Below are 16,116 nucleotides of genomic sequence, written 5' to 3' on the forward strand. Positions count from 1 at the left end.
TCTGACTCTGCATGTTCCGCATAAACAATCACTGCTGGGGGATTTTCCAACCTCCGCCCAGCGCTTTGATTAACCCGGCGCTCGCAGTCAGCCGTCGTCCCAATACCGTCAGGGCATTGCGTTCAATGCTCAGGGCCGTGGTTTGAACTGTCACCACGCTGAGATAATCGACGGTGCCGGCTTGATAGCGATTGAAGACTTGTTGTTCGGATTCGCGCGCAGAGCGCACCGCCGCATCCAGTACTTCGGCCTCTTGCGCCAACCAGGTCAGGGTCGCCAGATTGTCTTCCACGTCCTGCAAGCTGGTGAGCACCGTTTGCCGGCAGCCTGCCACTGTCGCGTCATAGGCGGCAAGCGCGCTGTCCGTTTGGGCGCGTCGCAACCCGCCATCAAACAGCGATGCTGCAAGCGTTGGTCCCAGCGACCATACGCGATTTGGCGATGGCTGGTAGCGATATTGTCGGCACCGGTTCCGGTGCCGCGCTTGAGGGATGTATTCAGATTCAAGTCCGGCCACAAGCTGGTGCGCGCACTGTCGGTCAGCGCCAACGCCTGACGGTAGCGGGCTTCGCTGAGCTTGATATTTTGATTGGCTTGCGCGACCTCGCTCAGCCGTGCGCTCAGGCGCTCATCATCGTAGAGCCGCCACCATTGTCCCTGCTTGATCGGCGCAGCGGCATCCGCAAATTTCCATGCGGGAAAATGATGGAAAACTCACTGCCGCATACCAGTAGCGCCAGCAATGCGCCGACGCCGGCCGAAGGCAGGGTCGAGAGAATGGTCAATGGATGGATGGTGCTTTCGTACAGGATGCCCAGCACGATATACACGCTCAGCAAGGCCGCCAGGATCAGCCACGGTTGACTGGCCAGAGAATCCTTGAACGCCTGTGCCGAGCCGGCAAAACGGCCGGTGACCGAATCGGGCGGATTGAAGCCGGCGAAAGCCTTGTCGAGTTAGGGTTGTCGGCAAAAAGTAAAAAACGTGAATTCGCGATCGCGGAGAGATGCGGTAGGGTCCAGGATTGTGATTCCTGTTGTCGTGGGTTCGAGCCCCGTCAGCCACCCAAACGAATTCAAGGCTTTTGCTGATAGTAATTATTAATATTTGGAAGATAGATGAAAGGGACTCCGTGAAAACGGCGTCCCTTTTTTCATTCTACAAGCCTGCTGCCCGAAACAATCCAGAGCTGCGATGCCGCTCTGTCGAATGAAAGATTGCGCCGCCCGACCGGTCGTGGCGGCGCTCTCCAACTCCATAATCAATTGCTTAACGGAGCGAATTTGCTATCAACCGCCCAGGATTTTATTCAACGTTGACCACAGCGGTTGAGTAGATGGAATACCTTGCTCACGGAAATACCACCAGAAATAACCGCCAATGAAGTTGGGTACGGCTGGCTGGTAGCCGTAATAGCGTTGCATATAGGTGATATCCGCAAGCGTGGTTGTGCTGGAAGAATTGGCTGTGCCGGTTTCACCGAATCCGATCTTACTGTTTGGAAAAAGTTGATGCAATTTAGTGAATTGCGCGTTCCAGTCTTGCACGATGCCGTCGCAGTCGCTTTCGTAGTAGGACAAGAAGACGTAGTTCAAGCCGGTCAGCATACGGGCTGGAACATGTGCATTTACCCAATTCCATATATTTTCTTGTGGACTGGCTTCGCAGCCCACGTTCATGTAGAGGGTAAGAGCAGTTTGCTTGCCTTGGCTGACGGCGTAATCGTAAGCTTCGGTCACCTTAGTGGCTACATCGGTTGGGTTACCAGCCCATTCGCCGTTTACTTCGTTACCTATCTCCCAAATGTCCACTACATCGGACAAAGCAGCCATATATGTTTGGGTTCTGGCGAGATACGAAGCAGCGGTGTACTGAGTCATATCGCTGGAATCAACCAGTTCGCCCATCACATTCGCTACTCCGTGAATAGCTACCAACGCAGGCCGATAATAAGAGGCAGATTCGCCAGAATCGAAAACTACACGTGCCGTTGTCTTTTGATGCAGGCTCTTAAGCGCTGAGGTGATGTTGCTGAGGCCGGATATATCGTCAATCGTCACGCCCCACATTTGCCCTGGAGCAACCGGCGTCGAGGTGGTCGTCGTTGTGGTGGTGGTGGGTGCTGGTGCCGTTCTCCAGAAACTTCGTGCGCTAGCCTGACCCTGTAAAGCCACACAGAACATGGCTCCTAAAATTACGATGACAGCTTTCAATTTATACATTAAGATTCCATAAGTTTAAGAAAAAATTCATTATTTACAACCTTTTACCGCTGCGTCCAATGTAAGTCGTTCCCACTAAGCGTCCGGGCTCATATCCGCGGCGGTGCCATGTTGGAACGCCGGTAACTGCTGAAGCCTCGCGCAAGACGGAAACGGCCACGCGCGCGCAACCGAATATGCCGAATACAGGTTATCGTGAACCACCGCAGCTTCATTCAATTTCGAATGGACAGCATCGTTCATCCAGAGGCGACTGGCGTCCTGGCGAAGGGGAAAACGTGGGGAGCGGCTTACACGGCTGCGGGCGATAAATCAGAATTTATCGCCAAGCTCGAATCGACCTTTAATCTGGTCGACCCAGTAGCGTGTTTCCACCCTGCTTGATGCCTGGCCGACGACCAAGCTGAGCGCGGACGCGTACGATTTTGCCGCGCATGCAAACCCAAGCGCGACCCAGAAGTACTATGACCGGCGGAAACAGAAGCGCGCTAGCGCCACCCTCGTGGCAACAGCCAGACTATGGGCGGCATGGGCTTCAGGCTACACAGCGTAAATGTGGGATTATTTTATTCGTCGCCTCCTTTCCTCTGTTGTGGTATTTAGCTTGAATTGTTTTCACCGAAATTGCATCGTTTACCAAGGTAAAACAGCCCGCTATTCCCTGAAGTTTTCATGGAATAGCGGGCTGGTGCAGCTCGGATGGGTTTCCGTGGAAATCTTTGGCTTGAGATGCAGAAATGCGGCTAGGGCAAACGTACCGGAAGAAAACCTTACTCTTCGATGCAACCCTTCCGCCACCGCTTGCCTGGCTGGAATCAGTCCAGTAACCAGCGTCCGCGGATAGGCCTTGGGGACAATAGAGGGCTTCTTATTGCTTTCCATCGGCCAAGTATACAGAACAACGCCATCTTACGAATTTATTCTCCCTATCGTTCAGAATGGATCAATGTATCGATTCACCGGAAATTGCAAATAACTCTACGAATCCAGTTGAGAACGCGCACCAAGCTGCGTGGGGGCGGCACCGAAGGGAGGCCCTTTTGCTCAGACCGCTATGCGAGGCAGCCTACTTTTCTGCAGCCCTCTCTGAACCGACAAGCTGATTCACCAAGTCGCGGTTGACATAATGCGGGCCATCGAACAAGTAGACGAAAAAACCGGCATAAGCGGCAAGTTGTGGCCCGATTTCCTCTGCTGTTGCAGGGCGGAATCCACCCCCTTGCCGGGGACGAAACGCTTCGGCAATGATGCGTACCCGCTGCTGTCCAAAGCGAGCCGCCAACACGTCTGCATAATGCCGCGCTACGCTTGCCTCGCGCGCGTGGATTCCGACACCATCCTGAAAGAAGATGCCGACGTCTGACGGCAGCCACGAAGCAAGCCATTGCGCCAGCGTGTCTGCACCTACATTGGCGCTGTCGTACACGCTGATCCATAGTGGCCGAGGCAAAGCCGCCAGCAGCGGACCAAGGCGGGCGGCACCGGACCAGCTCGAATCGATTTCGACTGGAAAGAACCAACCTGTGACATGCAGCGGCGTGGGCAGCTTGGCGAGCTTGCGCGACTCTTCAATCAGCGCGACGGCATTTGCACGGGCGGTCGTTTCGTCGAATCGGCCTGCTAGCCCGACAATCACGTTTTTCGCCCAGGGCTCCGCCGCAATCCGTTGCCAATCAGGCAGTTGCGAAGCGGTGGGCTCGTCGGCGCCTGGCAGATAGCTGACACCATCCACGGCGGTCCATTGAATTAACAGTTCATGCGCCCCGAGCCTGTCCCAGTTCCCCTCGGGATGCAACGTTTGGGCATCGATCTGCCAGACGATTCCTTGCACCTGCCTCGTCGGATCGAAAGAATGCTTGAGGACGACGCTCTGCGACGGGCTCTGGCAGCCGCACAGCGATGCCAGGGTCAGCACGCTTAACATGCGGCGCAGATTGAACCGGCGCCAGGTGGCCCTCGAATATACTCTGCGAGCGGCGATGCGCCTCTTCATGGATCGGCTCCTCCTTCACTAAGACGGCAGGTCGTCGGCGCACCGTCTCAATACGAGGCGCTGAGCCGGATGAACCAGCCTTCGGCCCGCTTGTCGCCGGCAATGCGCCAGCGGTACTGCAGCGACAGGTCGGCATAGGAGCGCGGCGCGTTATAGTAATCCTGCCGGAACCAGTAACGCATATTGGTTCCGACGCCGCTTCCGAATGCCTGTTTGTCGTGGTTGATGAGGGTTGAATCATAGTCTGCGCCCAACACGGCGTGCGGGAACAGGACCAGGGTCGACTCGCTTGCGCCCAGTCGATAGGTCCGCCCCAATTGCCCTTCAAACGTTGCATAGCTTTGCGGATGCTGGAAGTAATGTCCGGCTTCGGCATACACGTGCCCGCTAAGCCAGCTGGTTTGCTCCGCGCGCAAATCCAGTCCGGCATCCGACGAGAAGCCGGCCCGGGCAAGCCAGTCGCCAGTGGCTGCGCTCCCAATTGCTACCAGGCGTTCGAGCGCAAGGATTGCGTTGACCTCGCTGAATGGTTTCACGCGTGCGCCGAGCGCCCCTTGGGTCGACGCAGATCCGGTCGGGACGCCTGATCCGCCGGATACGGTTTCATCAATCCGGCCATAGATTTCCAGCAACTTCCCATTCTGCAATCCATATGGACGCCAGTATGCTTCAGCATCTGCGACCGTGCCATTAATCGTGCCGCCATTCGGCACCCCGACCCCTGCTGCAGCGATACCTCTCTGACTCAGCGCTGCACGCACCCCCCAACTGCGCGAAAGTTCGGCGGCCTCCCGTCGCGTGTCATAGAGCTGCTGTGCATCAAGCGCTATGCGACCTGCCTGAGCCGCATCGACGGTCTGGTCGAAGTACCCTATTGCCTGTTCGTTACGGCCCTGGCGCGCTGCGGCGTAGGCAGCGTCGTGGCGGGCGGCATCGGTGAGCGCGCCCTGTGCATCCGCACGGACGAACAGATCAAGCGCAGCCTGGTTATCTCCGGCCTGAAGGGCGAGATAGGCCAGATCAAGCTCGGATCCGTTCTCTGGCGAGTGGGCCACCTCGGCAAGACGCTGGCGTGCCTCCTGTTTCCGGCCAAGCCCGACAAGTGCCGCAATCTCGATCCGAGGCGTCTTGTCCGGGGCGCTCAGCACGGCAGCATAGTCAGCCTTGGCAGCCGCCGGGTTTCCACGGCGTTTTCGTATGTCGGCGCGCGCCAGCAGCATGCCGGCATCATCTCCGAAGTCGGCCAAGGCGGCGCTTGCAGCCTGTTCTGCCTCGGGCAGCAATCCCTGTGCGCTCAGCGCCTGCACGTACAAACGACGATAACCGCGGTCGAGAGGGGATAATCGGACCGCTTCGCCGGCCTTGCTGCTCGCCAGCGCATAGTTCTTCTCGGAGAACGCGCGATACGCTTGATCTGCAAGCTGGAATCCGGGATCTGCGGACGCCGAGCCGGGCTTGATGTCGCACGCCGAGGCCAAGTCAGCTCCTGTTGTGCAGCTGACAAGCGGGAAACTGAACGCCAGGGCGGCACGGTTTGGGTCGGATCGGGAATGCATGCTTGTCGCAAGCGCATGCCGGGCTGCCGCTTCCTTGTCCATGCCGCCTTGCAGGGGTTCGAGCAAACGCAGTGCCCGCTGCGCATCGCCATTGGCCAGCGCAGCATCGGCAGCCACCAGCCGAATGCCACGCTGCGCAGCCGGGTTGGCAATCGACAGAGCGCGATCGAAATCTGCTTGCGCAGACTGGATTGCGCCACGTTGCTGGCGTATGGCGCCTCGCAGCAAAAGTGCTTCGCTCGATGGCGTTCCTGATTCGATCATGTCGGAGGCGGCCTGCTCTGCTTCCGCCAGCTTCCCGTCCGCGACCAGCGCATTGATCAGGGCGATACGAAATGCCGGCACGGTGGGCAGATAATCCGCAGCCTTACGCGCCTGTTCAACAGCCTGCGCAGCGTCGTGTCGGTCCAGGGCCCGGTAAGAAGCTGCAGAAGCGCTGAAGGCAAGCTGCGCCTGCACCGACTTTTGCGCCGCCAGCAGATCGCTTTGCCGGCCGAATTTGCGCTCGGCTTCGGCGCCCACTCGCTGCGCATCGTCGAGCTTGCCGTCGGCAACCAGGGTATTCATCTGCAGCAGCCAGTAAGCACGGTTGTCCGGAGCGAGGCCGGTCGCAAGCTGCGCCGCCTGCGTTGCAGCAGCATAGTCATGCTTTTCATAGGCCTTGTAAGCCTCGCTGGCTGCCGCATGGGCAGCCGTTTGGGCAGCTGTGCCGGATGACGAGCGACGCGCCAGCTCCGCCTTCTTCAGCAGGTCGCGAAGACGCGCGACATCCGGCCGCAAGCGGATCGCCTGGCGCGCCTTTGCTGCCGCGATATCATATTTTCCTTGTGCAAAAGCCTTGTAGGCCTCATCCGCAATCCGATATGCCGGGCCGCTAAGCGGCCGTTCTGCGGCACTGGCAACCGTGACCGCAAGCAAGCTAACGGCAACAAGACTGCTGCCCAGGAAATGCAGCGAAACCGGGTATTTTCTCATGTGACTCCCAATGATAATCTGAGCAGAACCAATTGCTGCTGAACCGTTTCTTCGATGACGTCGCGCGACACCAGCTCGCAACTGACGAGATAGTCGCCGATACGTCCATGTTGCTGAACGACATACTGCTGCATCGCCTGCTCCAGCGTTTCCCGCCTGATTGTTCCATTCTGGATCAGCAGCTCACCGAGAAGGGAAACACCTTTCCGTTCTTTTTTGATGGCTTTTGCATGCATTTCGGCATAGGCCAGGCGTAATCCGGACAATACTTCGCTGTCCCGCGCGATATGCTGCACAGGCCGTGCGCCAAAGGCTGACGCAAGCTCCCTGAGTGCATCTTCGGCAAGCGGCTTGCCGACTGCTACGATCGGCCTGCCATTGGCGTCCTGTCCGATCGGCAATGTGCTCAATCTTATGCACATATCAAGCGTTACCGCAGCGGGCAGGAAGGCCGCGATCCTGATTTCGGCGCGTGACAGATTGGACTGGAACGCGATTGCTTCTGCAAGCGTATCTTCGTCAATATAGCCGCGGGACACCAATATGTGCCCCAGGGGAAGGTGTCTCTCCATGTGTTCCTGCACCGCCTTTTCCATGTCAGCCGACGTTATCGCCTGCCAGGAGACCAGCAGTTCACCGAGGCGCAGGCGCGCGCGCTCGAGTTGGTCGTCGGAAGGGAAATCGTGCATGGTCTTGTCCCATACCAGGCGTTTCCCGAACAGCAGGTGCTCCAGGAACAACTTCCAGGCCCGAGCCACCGCCATGAAGTTAATAAAATTGCCAACCACCATGCGCGGCGCGGACAGCAATCCGTGTACCGGTCCGTATATGCGGCCGACAAAATAGGCCCGTTGCGAGGTACGCAAGGTCAGTGCGGTCAGGTTGGCGTAGAGCACGTAATGGAGCCATTTCTGCGACTCCAGCAGCGACCCGGAGCCGGGCTTCCAGAGTCCGAAATAGCCGGCGATCCAGAAAGCCAGGAACTGCAACAGCAGCAGATAGGCAGGAACGCTGATGAGGGCCGTGACAATGCCTTTGCGGTCCCGAAACAGTAGGTATTTGTTTGAAAACGAGCCACTCCAGCCGATTTGCGCCCATCCTTGCAGGCTGATGCCTAATACCCATCGCGCTTTTTGCCGGTAGGCTGTCTTGAAGCGGTCCGGAAAATACTCGCGCACACATAGCGGCATCTCGAGCGTGACCCGGCGTTCTTGTCCGAAACCGAACCATGTTTTACGATTGATTGAAAACTGGACAGGAAAGCGGGCAAATATGGATTTCATCCCGATGCTCGCCAGACGCGCGCCAATGTCATAGTCTTCCGTCAGGGTGTCGGTGTTGAAAGGCTGGTCCTGATTCTCGTTGGACAGCGCCTGCAGGGCGCGCCGCGAAAAACAGGTCCCGACTCCGGCCGACGGCACCATGCCGCTGATGCTCTCTCTGACAACGATGTCCTTGGCATGGGACTCCGCGAACTCATCCATATAGGTTCCTGCCACGAACTCGGACCATTTGCGTTCGAGCGACATGACGGGAAGCTGGATCATGTCCTTGCGCGGCAACAGATAATTGAAGAACTTGAGTTCAAGGGGATGCAGCACGTCTTCGCTGTCGTGCAGAATCACGCCGGCAAACAAATAAGCACGTTGCTTCTCATACAGGAAAATCGCCTTGATGATCCAGTTCAGGCAGTCCGCCTTGCAGGTAGGGCCCGCATGGGGCACTTCGACTCGGTGCAACTGCTTGTAGCGGCGACGCATCCGCTCGACTTCTGCTATCGTGCGCGCATCGTTGACATAGGTTCCGACGAAAATCACATAGTTGCGGTAGTTCAGAACCGTCACCATGTTCTCGATCATTTGGGCGATCACATCGAACTCGAGCCACGCAGGCACCATGATCGCAAGCGGCTGCTCGGCACGTTGCTCCAGCTGCAGCTGCGCGACCGGCCGGTAGGTCCGCTTTCTCGTCAGCCCGCGGTAGGCCTGACGGATCCAGTACCACGCGTCGACAAACAGATCGTCAGCCGCCGATACCAGAAACAATACCGCCACAACGCCGGTGGTCAATTCCAGCAGCGTATAGTAATCGGCAAGAAAATGTGGCCAGTAGTAGGTGGTCATGTTGGCGGGAAAATCCTCGTTAGGAAACTGCGAATATTTCCGGTAAAGCTAGATAACCACGGAATGTGCTTGGTCATCTACCGTGACCTGATGCGACGCTTCCGGCGTCCCGGTGAATTCCAATACGGTCCGGTTGAGCAAGGCCGCCACGATTCGCTCTGACGCATAGCCGTCTCCATAGGGATTGTGGCGTTGGGAAAATGAACTCCATGCAGCCTCGTCGTCATACAGCCGGTGGACAGCCGCAACGATGCGTCCCACGTCGGTGCCCACCAGTTCGACTGTACCTGCGAGAACCGCCTCCGGCCTTTCGGTGACGTCGCGCATCACCAGAACCGGCTTGCCCAGGGACGGGGCCTCTTCCTGGACGCCGCCGGAGTCAGTCAGAATGACATATGCGTGCTGCATCAAGCGCACGAACGAGAGGTAATCCAGCGGAGCGATCAGATGTACGTTGCGCAGGTGAGACAGCGCAGCCAATACCGGTTGTTGCACGTTGGGATTGAGATGCACCGGATAGACGATTTCGATGTCGGCACGCGCAGACAGCTCGGTCAGCGCCGCGCAGATATTCTGGAAGCCGGATCCAAAATTTTCCCTCCGGTGTCCGGTAACCAGCAGAATCTTGCGGCCCGATTGAAGGGCCGGGAATTGTGCATCGAGCTTGCTGCCCAATTGTTCGTCAAGCAAAATGCGCGAACTGGAAGCCATCAAGGCATCGATCACCGTGTTCCCGGTGACATACACCTTCCCTGCCAGATTTTCCTTGCACAGGTTTTGTTTCGATCCTTCAGTGGGCGCAAACAGCAAGTCGCTTACGACGTCGACCATCCTGCGGTTCATTTCTTCAGGCCAGGGCTGTTTCAAATTGCCGGTGCGTAATCCCGCCTCGACATGCGCAACCGGAATCCCGCGATGGAACGCGGCAACGGCGCCCACCATTGCCGTCGTCGTATCTCCATGTACCAGCACGCGATCCGGTCTTACATGCGCGAGCAAGGGATCGAGCGCTGCGAAAATACGGGAACTCAAGCCATTCAGCGTCTGGTCCGGCGCCATCAGGTCCAGATCGAAATCGGTTTCCAACTCGAAGATGTCCAATACCTGGCGCAGCATGCTGCGGTGTTGCCCGGTGGTACAGACGATGGATTCGATCCCTGCTTCCAATGCGAGGCTCTTGACTACCGGCGCCATCTTGATGGCTTCTGGGCGCGTGCCGAATATGGTGAGAACTTTCATAAGTTCCGTTACTACCTGAGTATGAATTCAGAGGTGCAATGACACCATTGCCGCGAAAATGACTGTAACGTTTTGTATCGAATTAGGTTGTAGTGTATAGGAAGGATTTAATTTTTACCAACGGAATTCTTGTCGAAAGCATTGCATATAAAAATGTGTCGCATGGTGTATTAAATAGGCCCAACGCTTTAGTCGTTTCCTTTACTAAGCGACAAGATTAGGGCGTGGTTCAAAGATGGCCTGTTTTGGGTAAAGCAAGCGATAGCGGCTTGCCGCCCGGCATCGGTGGCAGACACAAGATTGCTTTCAATGCGCTTAAGAAACGACTAGGGGTTGGCAGCACCATGACGTCTACCGGGTCGTGTCGCTGGCGCCGCAGGTTGAGTTGCAGGTGCAGTCGCTGGAGTCGCTGGAGTCGCTGCTGGAGTCGCTGGCGGAGTCGCTAGCGGAGCCGCTGGCGTCGCTGGTGGAGTCGCCGGAGTCGCAAGTGAGGCCACTGGCGCCATCTCCGGTTTGGTCGCCGCATGCTCGGGCAGGATTAGCCGTTTGACGATGCCTCCTTCCGACAACAGCACATAGGTCTTGTGCACTTCCTTGATGCTGGTCCCCGGCTGCACTTCTTTGCCAATCCGGACCGCTTGCGCCGGCTTGCCATCCGCGCTAAGAACAGCCACACTTTCCTCAGCATTTTGCGCCACCACCACGCCCGTCAGCTTGTAATTGCTGGCAGTGACCGTTCCATGACCGCCAAACAAGCTTGCCGCCTGGGAAATATCGATCTTTGGCGCATCTGCCTGCGGCGGCGCAACCGTACGCAATGGCGGTTTGACCAGTTCCATGACCCAGTAAGCGACACAGGCGCATAGCAGCATGAATAAAGCCAGGCTGGCGAGTCCGGGCAAACGCTCGGTAGGGAGACGCATAATTTTGCTGATATTTCTGTTGAAATAGCCGCCCATGCGGTGATTCTCCGTGATTGGATTAACGTATCAACTGATTGATTTCAATAATCGGCATCAGTACCGCCAGCACGATCAACAATACCACCACGCCCATCGCCAAAATCAGGGCGGGCTCCAGCAAGCCGGCGATGATCATTGCGCGCCGTTCCAGATCCTGCTCCTGCGCGCTGGCGGCACGATCGAGCATGGCCGGCAATTCTCCCGTCGCTTCGCCGGCACGGATCATGTGAATCAGCATCGGCGGAAAATGTTTGTGCGTCGCCAGGGCGCGTGCCAGACCGACCCCCTCGCGCACGCTGGCGGCAGCAGTATCGACCTGTTGCCGCAGCGCGACATTCGATAGCGTATCGCGGCTGGTTTGCAGCGCCTTCAGAATCGGCACGCCGGAGCCGGTCGTAATCGCCAGCGTACTGGCAAAGCGCGCGGTATTCAGGCTGCGCTCGAATTTTCCGTACAGCGGCGCGTTCAGCAGCCAGGTATGCCAGCGCATCCGGGTCGCGGGATTCTTCAGCGCGGTACGCCAGCCATAGGCCAGGGCGATCAGCGCAATCAGTACCATCCAGCCATAGTTGCGCACAAAGTCGGAAATAGCCAGCATCAGCACTGTCAGTATCGGCAATTTCTGCTTGGTATTGGCAAACACCGAGACGATCTGCGGCACCACATAGGTCAGCAGGAAGATCACGATCACGAAAGCCACCACCGTCACGATAGCCGGATAAGTGAATGCCAGTTTCACCTTCTGTACCAGCGCATTGCGCCGTTCGATGTAGTCCGCCAGCCGCGACAGGACGTGCGACAGCTGGCCGATTTGCTCGCCGGACGCCACCAGCGCCCGATAAATTTCGGCGAAATCGCGTGGATGCGCGGCCAGCGCGCTGGACAACGAGGCACCGCCCATCACATTCGAACGTATCGATGCGATCAGATCGCGCTGGTAGCTGCGCTCGGCCTGTTCCAGCAACGCCGTCAAAGCCTGTTCCAGCGGCAGGCTGGCTTCCAGCAAACTGGCCAGCTGGCGCGTAAACAAGGCGATCTCAATCGTCGACAGATGCTCGCCAAAGCCACGCCGTCGCAGGTTGCCGGCGCCATCCACCTGCTGCGCAATCAGTTCTACCTTCAGCGGCAGCAAACCCTGCGCACGCAGATCGGCACGCGCCATTTTTGCGCTGTCGGCATTGACCACGCCTTTGGTGCTGCGGCCGGCGGCATCCACCGCTTCGTATCGAAATGCTGGCACGCTGCTCCTCGCTTATTCTTTGGTCACGCGCAGCAACTCGGCTTGCGTGGTGACGCCCTCACGCAGCCAGCGCTCACCATCCTGGCGCATGGTGTACATGCCATCACGCTGGGCGGTTTTCTGAATCTCCGCTTCGGAAGCACGGTTGTGAATCAGCGACTGGATTTCATCGGTGGCCAGCAATAATTCATAGACCCCGACACGCCCCTGATAACCGGTCTGACCGCAGTGGTCGCAACCGACCGCATGCCACAGCTGGCCATCGTGACGGCGGCAATGGGTGCACAGTTTGCGCACCAGACGCTGCGCCACCACGCCCAGCAAGGACGACGACAACAGAAACGGTTCGATCCCCATATCCAGCAAGCGGGTCACGGCAGCAGCAGAGTCGTTGGTATGCAGGGTCGCCAGCACCAGGTGACCGGTCAGCGACGCCTGCACCGCAATCTGGGCGGTTTCCAGATCGCGGATTTCGCCGATCATGATGACGTCCGGATCCTGCCGCAAGATCGCCCGCAGGGCTTTGGCGAAGCTCATGTCGATGCGCGCGTTGACCTGGGTCTGACCCACCCCGGCCAACTCATATTCGATCGGATCTTCGACCGTCAAAATATTCGTGCTGCTGGTATTGAGTAGTGATAGTGCGGCATACAAGGTAGTGGTCTTGCCCGAACCGGTCGGTCCGGTGACCAGCACGATGCCGTGCGGTTGCGCGATCAGGCGGCCAAACTGCTGCTGCACTGCGGCACTCATGCCGAGATGCTGCAGATCGAGCCGACCGGCTTCCTTATCCAGCAAACGCAGCACTGCGCGTTCGCCATGACCGGTCGGCAAGGTCGACACCCGCACGTCGACCGGCTTGCCGCCGATCCGCAGCGTGATGCGGCCATCCTGCGGCAAGCGCTTTTCAGCGATATCCAGCTGCGCCATGATCTTGATGCGGGAAATCAGCGATGCATGGACCGCCTTCTTTGGCCGCACCACATCGCGCAAACTGCCATCGATACGAAAGCGCACCACCGAAATCTGCTCGAACGGCTCGATATGAATATCCGAAGCGCCCTCGCGCAAGGCCTGCGTCAGCAACACATTGATCATGCGGATCACCGGTGCGTCGTCGGAAGACTCCAGCAAATCTTCGATCGCCGGCATATCCAGCATCAGTTTGGCGAAGTCCAGGTCGGATTCGAACTCATCCACCACCTGGGCCGCATCGCCACCGGAACCGGCATACGCTTTGGCAATCGCCGCATCCAGCTCGGCGGGCGCCATCGCCCGCAACCTGACGCGGCCGAAGCGACGGCTGACTTCGGCGATCGCGGTCGGCCGGGTGGCCTCCGAAATCCACAACTCGACTGCGTTGTCAGCGCCATTCGGATCCTCGTTACGTTGCGCCAACAATGAATAATTGCGGGCGAACGCGTAAGGCAACAGCTGCGCGTCGGTCATTCCGGGGCCGCTCATGGCGTTCTGTCGTTCAACAATGCCGATGATGATGCCGGCGCAGGTTTAGGTATCAGCATGGACGGCTGCGGCTGTTCCGGCAACTGATTATCCGGCCCGCCCGGCTTCCTGGAGCGGAGATCGATGAACGGACCGCCATCTTCCAGCTTTGGCGTCACTGACGAGCCGAAATCGGTCAGAATGCTCTTGCCCGGTTGCACGCTGATTTGTGCCTGGCGCATGTAATCGTAACGGTCTGCCACGACCGCTCCGCTCTGCTCCTTGTTGCGGATAATGGTAGGGCGCAGGAAGATCATCAGATTGGTTTTGCTGCGCGAACCGGACTGATATTTGAAAAAATTGCCGATGAATGGCAGATCGCCCAGCAATGGTACTTTTTGGATAGTGTTCTCGTGGTCGTCGCCGATCAGGCCGCCCAATGCAATAATCTCGCCATCGTCGATCACGACATTGGTATCCAGGGAACGCTTGGTGGTGGTCGGCCCGTTTTGATTGGCAGCCGTACTGGCGATGACAGCCGACACCTCCTGCGAAATTTCCAGCCGTACGGTGCCGCCTTCCGAAATATGCGGCTTGATCCTCAACGCCGTGCCGACATCCTTGCGATCGACCGTGGTAAACGGATTGGTCGTGGTGCCGCCCGTGGTGGCATACGAACCTGTGACAAAAGGCACGTTCTGACCGACCACAATCCGCGCCTCTTCATTATCCAGTGTCAGCAAATTCGGCATCGACAGGACGTTGCTGCCGGTCGTGGCATTCAAGGCGCTAGCGAGTGCACCCAGGCCGATTTTTCCAGCAATCTGGCGAAACACGCCAAGCTGCAAACCGCTGCCGAGAGTGGGGGTTACAGCGGCCGTTCCCGAATTCAATGCCTGGCCAATCGCCGTGTTGAACAAATTACCGCTGGTGATACCGGTATTGGTCCCGGTAAATCCGGTACCGCCGCCTACGCGGTAAGCGCTATTCTTGTCCCCGGTCAGCGCCAGCCACTGCACGCCGATCTCGCTCGCCGCCGTGTCCGTTACCTCAACGATCAAGGCTTCGACATAGACCTGCGCACGCCGCGTATCGAGCTGATCGATGACGCCGCGCATGTTGCGGTAGACCGGCTCGCTCGCGGTAATGATCAGCGTATTGGTGGTTTCATCGGCCTGGATAAAACCTGCCGCACCGCTTTCGGCAGATTGCGAAGATGCGCCGGAATATGCCGATGATGACGTGGCGGCTGGTTTGGCTGGCGCTGCGCCGGTCGAGGTCGCGGTCGAACTTTGCAACATGCCGCCTGACGCAGTATTGGAAACAGGGCTGCTGGAAGCTTGGCTGGCCGTCGGCGCCGAGGTATCGAACGAGGCGATGGCACGCAAGGTTTTCGCCAGCTTGACGGCGTCGGCATTTTTCAGATAGACCACATGCACATTGCCGACCTCGGTAGTCGGTTGATCGAGCTTGGCGATCAGCGATTTGGCCAGGTTGGCACGCGCCTTCGACGGCGCGCGAATCACCACCGAATTGGTTCTGGAATCGGCCATAATCAGGATCCGTTCGTTGTCGCCGGCGCCCGGCACAGCGGCACCGACCTCCAGCAATTTGCTCGCCATGACGGCGATATCACTGGCCACTGCGTAACGTACCGGCACCACATCCAGATCGCTGACAGCCGGCACGTCGAGTGCCGCGATCATTTTTCCGAGGCGCCGCAGATTTTCGGCGTAGTCGGTGATCACCAGCGTATTGCTGCCCGGGTCGGCGTTGATGGTATTGTTGGGCGAAATCAGCGGCCGCAGCACCGGCAGGATATTGCTTGCCGATGCGTAGTTCAGCGTAAAGATCTGGGTCGCAATCTGGTCTCCCCTGAGACTCGACGTCCGTATCGGCCCCAGTTGCAACTTGGCGTCGGCTTCCGGCACCACTTTGACAAAGCCGTCGCCGCGCACCACCGCATAACCTTGCAGGCGCAGCGTCGACGCCAGCAAATCGAAGGCCTGGGATTTGCTGAGCGGTCGTTCCGATACCAGATTGATGGTCCCCTTGACGCGCGGATCGATGATGAACGTCGTATTGGTGTACTGGCCGACGGCCTTGATCACCGACTCGATGTCGGCGCCGACAAAATTCATCACTGCCTGGCCATTCGCAGTGCCAGCCGCTGTATCTCCCGGACCGGCTTGCGCCGCCGGCGCGCCGATACAAGCCAGCAAGAAGAGTGCGCCGGCGACGGTGCGGCGCCAGACGCGTGTTTCCAGAGCGGGCAGTCCTGTGAAATGTAATTTATTTTTCATAATATGTACTGGTAATATTATTTTCCGCCAAGCTGCTGCCATTGCCCCGGCAAGCTCAGT

The 16,116-nt window shown here is 58.1% G+C and carries 10 protein-coding genes and 1 pseudogene; all 11 read right to left on the reverse strand.

Annotation, left to right across the window (positions count from 1 at the left end):
• Positions 1 to 28: 28 nt before the first annotated feature.
• Complete coding sequence (locus AC3CHX_RS22095) at positions 29 to 517, reverse strand: TolC family protein (RefSeq protein ID WP_488630130.1); 489 nt, start codon at positions 515 to 517, stop codon at positions 29 to 31.
• A 184-nt stretch (positions 518 to 701) separates the two neighbouring features.
• Positions 702 to 956 (reverse strand): annotated as a pseudogene (locus tag AC3CHX_RS22100) (efflux RND transporter permease subunit); the annotation flags it as partial.
• A gap of 333 nt (positions 957 to 1,289) precedes the next feature.
• Entirely contained in the window at positions 1,290 to 2,222 is a 933-nt protein-coding gene (locus AC3CHX_RS22105; protein ID WP_488630131.1) for a hypothetical protein, read from the reverse strand.
• A gap of 1,066 nt (positions 2,223 to 3,288) precedes the next feature.
• Positions 3,289 to 4,215 carry an alpha-amylase family protein gene (locus tag AC3CHX_RS22110; RefSeq protein WP_488630132.1) on the reverse strand — a complete coding sequence of 309 codons (927 nt, stop codon included), beginning with the start codon at positions 4,213 to 4,215 and terminating at the stop codon, positions 3,289 to 3,291.
• Between the two features lie 47 nt (positions 4,216 to 4,262).
• On the reverse strand, positions 4,263 to 6,746 hold the full coding sequence (locus AC3CHX_RS22115; protein WP_488630133.1) for an NfrA family protein: 2,484 nt from the start codon (positions 6,744 to 6,746) through the stop codon (positions 4,263 to 4,265).
• Positions 6,743 to 8,869, reverse strand: coding sequence for a glycosyl transferase family protein (locus AC3CHX_RS22120; RefSeq protein WP_488630134.1), 2,127 nt, complete (start codon positions 8,867 to 8,869; stop codon positions 6,743 to 6,745). The genes AC3CHX_RS22115 and AC3CHX_RS22120 overlap by 4 nt, the downstream gene beginning before the upstream one ends.
• 48 nt (positions 8,870 to 8,917) lie before the next feature.
• Positions 8,918 to 10,108, reverse strand: a complete 1,191-nt coding sequence (gene wecB / locus AC3CHX_RS22125) for a non-hydrolyzing UDP-N-acetylglucosamine 2-epimerase (protein ID WP_488630135.1) — start codon at positions 10,106 to 10,108, stop codon at positions 8,918 to 8,920.
• A gap of 326 nt (positions 10,109 to 10,434) precedes the next feature.
• Positions 10,435 to 11,031 carry a type II secretion system protein N gene (locus AC3CHX_RS22130; RefSeq protein ID WP_488630136.1) on the reverse strand — a complete coding sequence of 199 codons (597 nt, stop codon included), beginning with the start codon at positions 11,029 to 11,031 and terminating at the stop codon, positions 10,435 to 10,437.
• A gap of 58 nt (positions 11,032 to 11,089) precedes the next feature.
• Positions 11,090 to 12,310 (reverse strand): type II secretion system inner membrane protein GspF, encoded by a 1,221-nt coding sequence (gene gspF, locus AC3CHX_RS22135; protein WP_488630137.1) that lies wholly within the window; start codon positions 12,308 to 12,310, stop codon positions 11,090 to 11,092.
• A gap of 12 nt (positions 12,311 to 12,322) precedes the next feature.
• Positions 12,323 to 13,774: a type II secretion system ATPase GspE gene (gene gspE / locus AC3CHX_RS22140; RefSeq protein ID WP_488630138.1), complete on the reverse strand. Its 1,452-nt coding sequence runs from the start codon at positions 13,772 to 13,774 to the stop codon at positions 12,323 to 12,325.
• The gene (gene gspD, locus AC3CHX_RS22145) at positions 13,771 to 16,056 is read right to left on the reverse strand and encodes a type II secretion system secretin GspD (RefSeq protein ID WP_488630139.1); all 2,286 of its coding nucleotides are present in this window, start codon (positions 16,054 to 16,056) and stop codon (positions 13,771 to 13,773) included. The genes gspE and gspD overlap by 4 nt, the downstream gene beginning before the upstream one ends.
• Positions 16,057 to 16,116 lie beyond the last annotated feature (60 nt).

The organism is Glaciimonas sp. OK215, from assembly GCF_057787885.1.

Excerpts from the sequence above, each read along its gene's own strand:
- AC3CHX_RS22115 (WP_488630133.1), bottom strand. The coding sequence starts at position 6,746 with ATGAGAAAATACCCGGTTTCGCTGCATTTCCTGGGCAGCAGTCTTGTT.
- wecB (WP_488630135.1), bottom strand. The coding sequence starts at position 10,108 with ATGAAAGTTCTCACCATATTCGGCACGCGCCCAGAAGCCATCAAGATG.
- gspD (WP_488630139.1), bottom strand. The coding sequence starts at position 16,056 with ATGAAAAATAAATTACATTTCACAGGACTGCCCGCTCTGGAAACACGC.
- gspE (WP_488630138.1), bottom strand. The coding sequence starts at position 13,774 with ATGAGCGGCCCCGGAATGACCGACGCGCAGCTGTTGCCTTACGCGTTC.
- AC3CHX_RS22120 (WP_488630134.1), bottom strand. The coding sequence starts at position 8,869 with ATGACCACCTACTACTGGCCACATTTTCTTGCCGATTACTATACGCTG.
- AC3CHX_RS22130 (WP_488630136.1), bottom strand. The coding sequence starts at position 11,031 with ATGCGTCTCCCTACCGAGCGTTTGCCCGGACTCGCCAGCCTGGCTTTA.
- AC3CHX_RS22110 (WP_488630132.1), bottom strand. The coding sequence starts at position 4,215 with ATGAAGAGGCGCATCGCCGCTCGCAGAGTATATTCGAGGGCCACCTGG.
- AC3CHX_RS22105 (WP_488630131.1), bottom strand. The coding sequence starts at position 2,222 with ATGTATAAATTGAAAGCTGTCATCGTAATTTTAGGAGCCATGTTCTGT.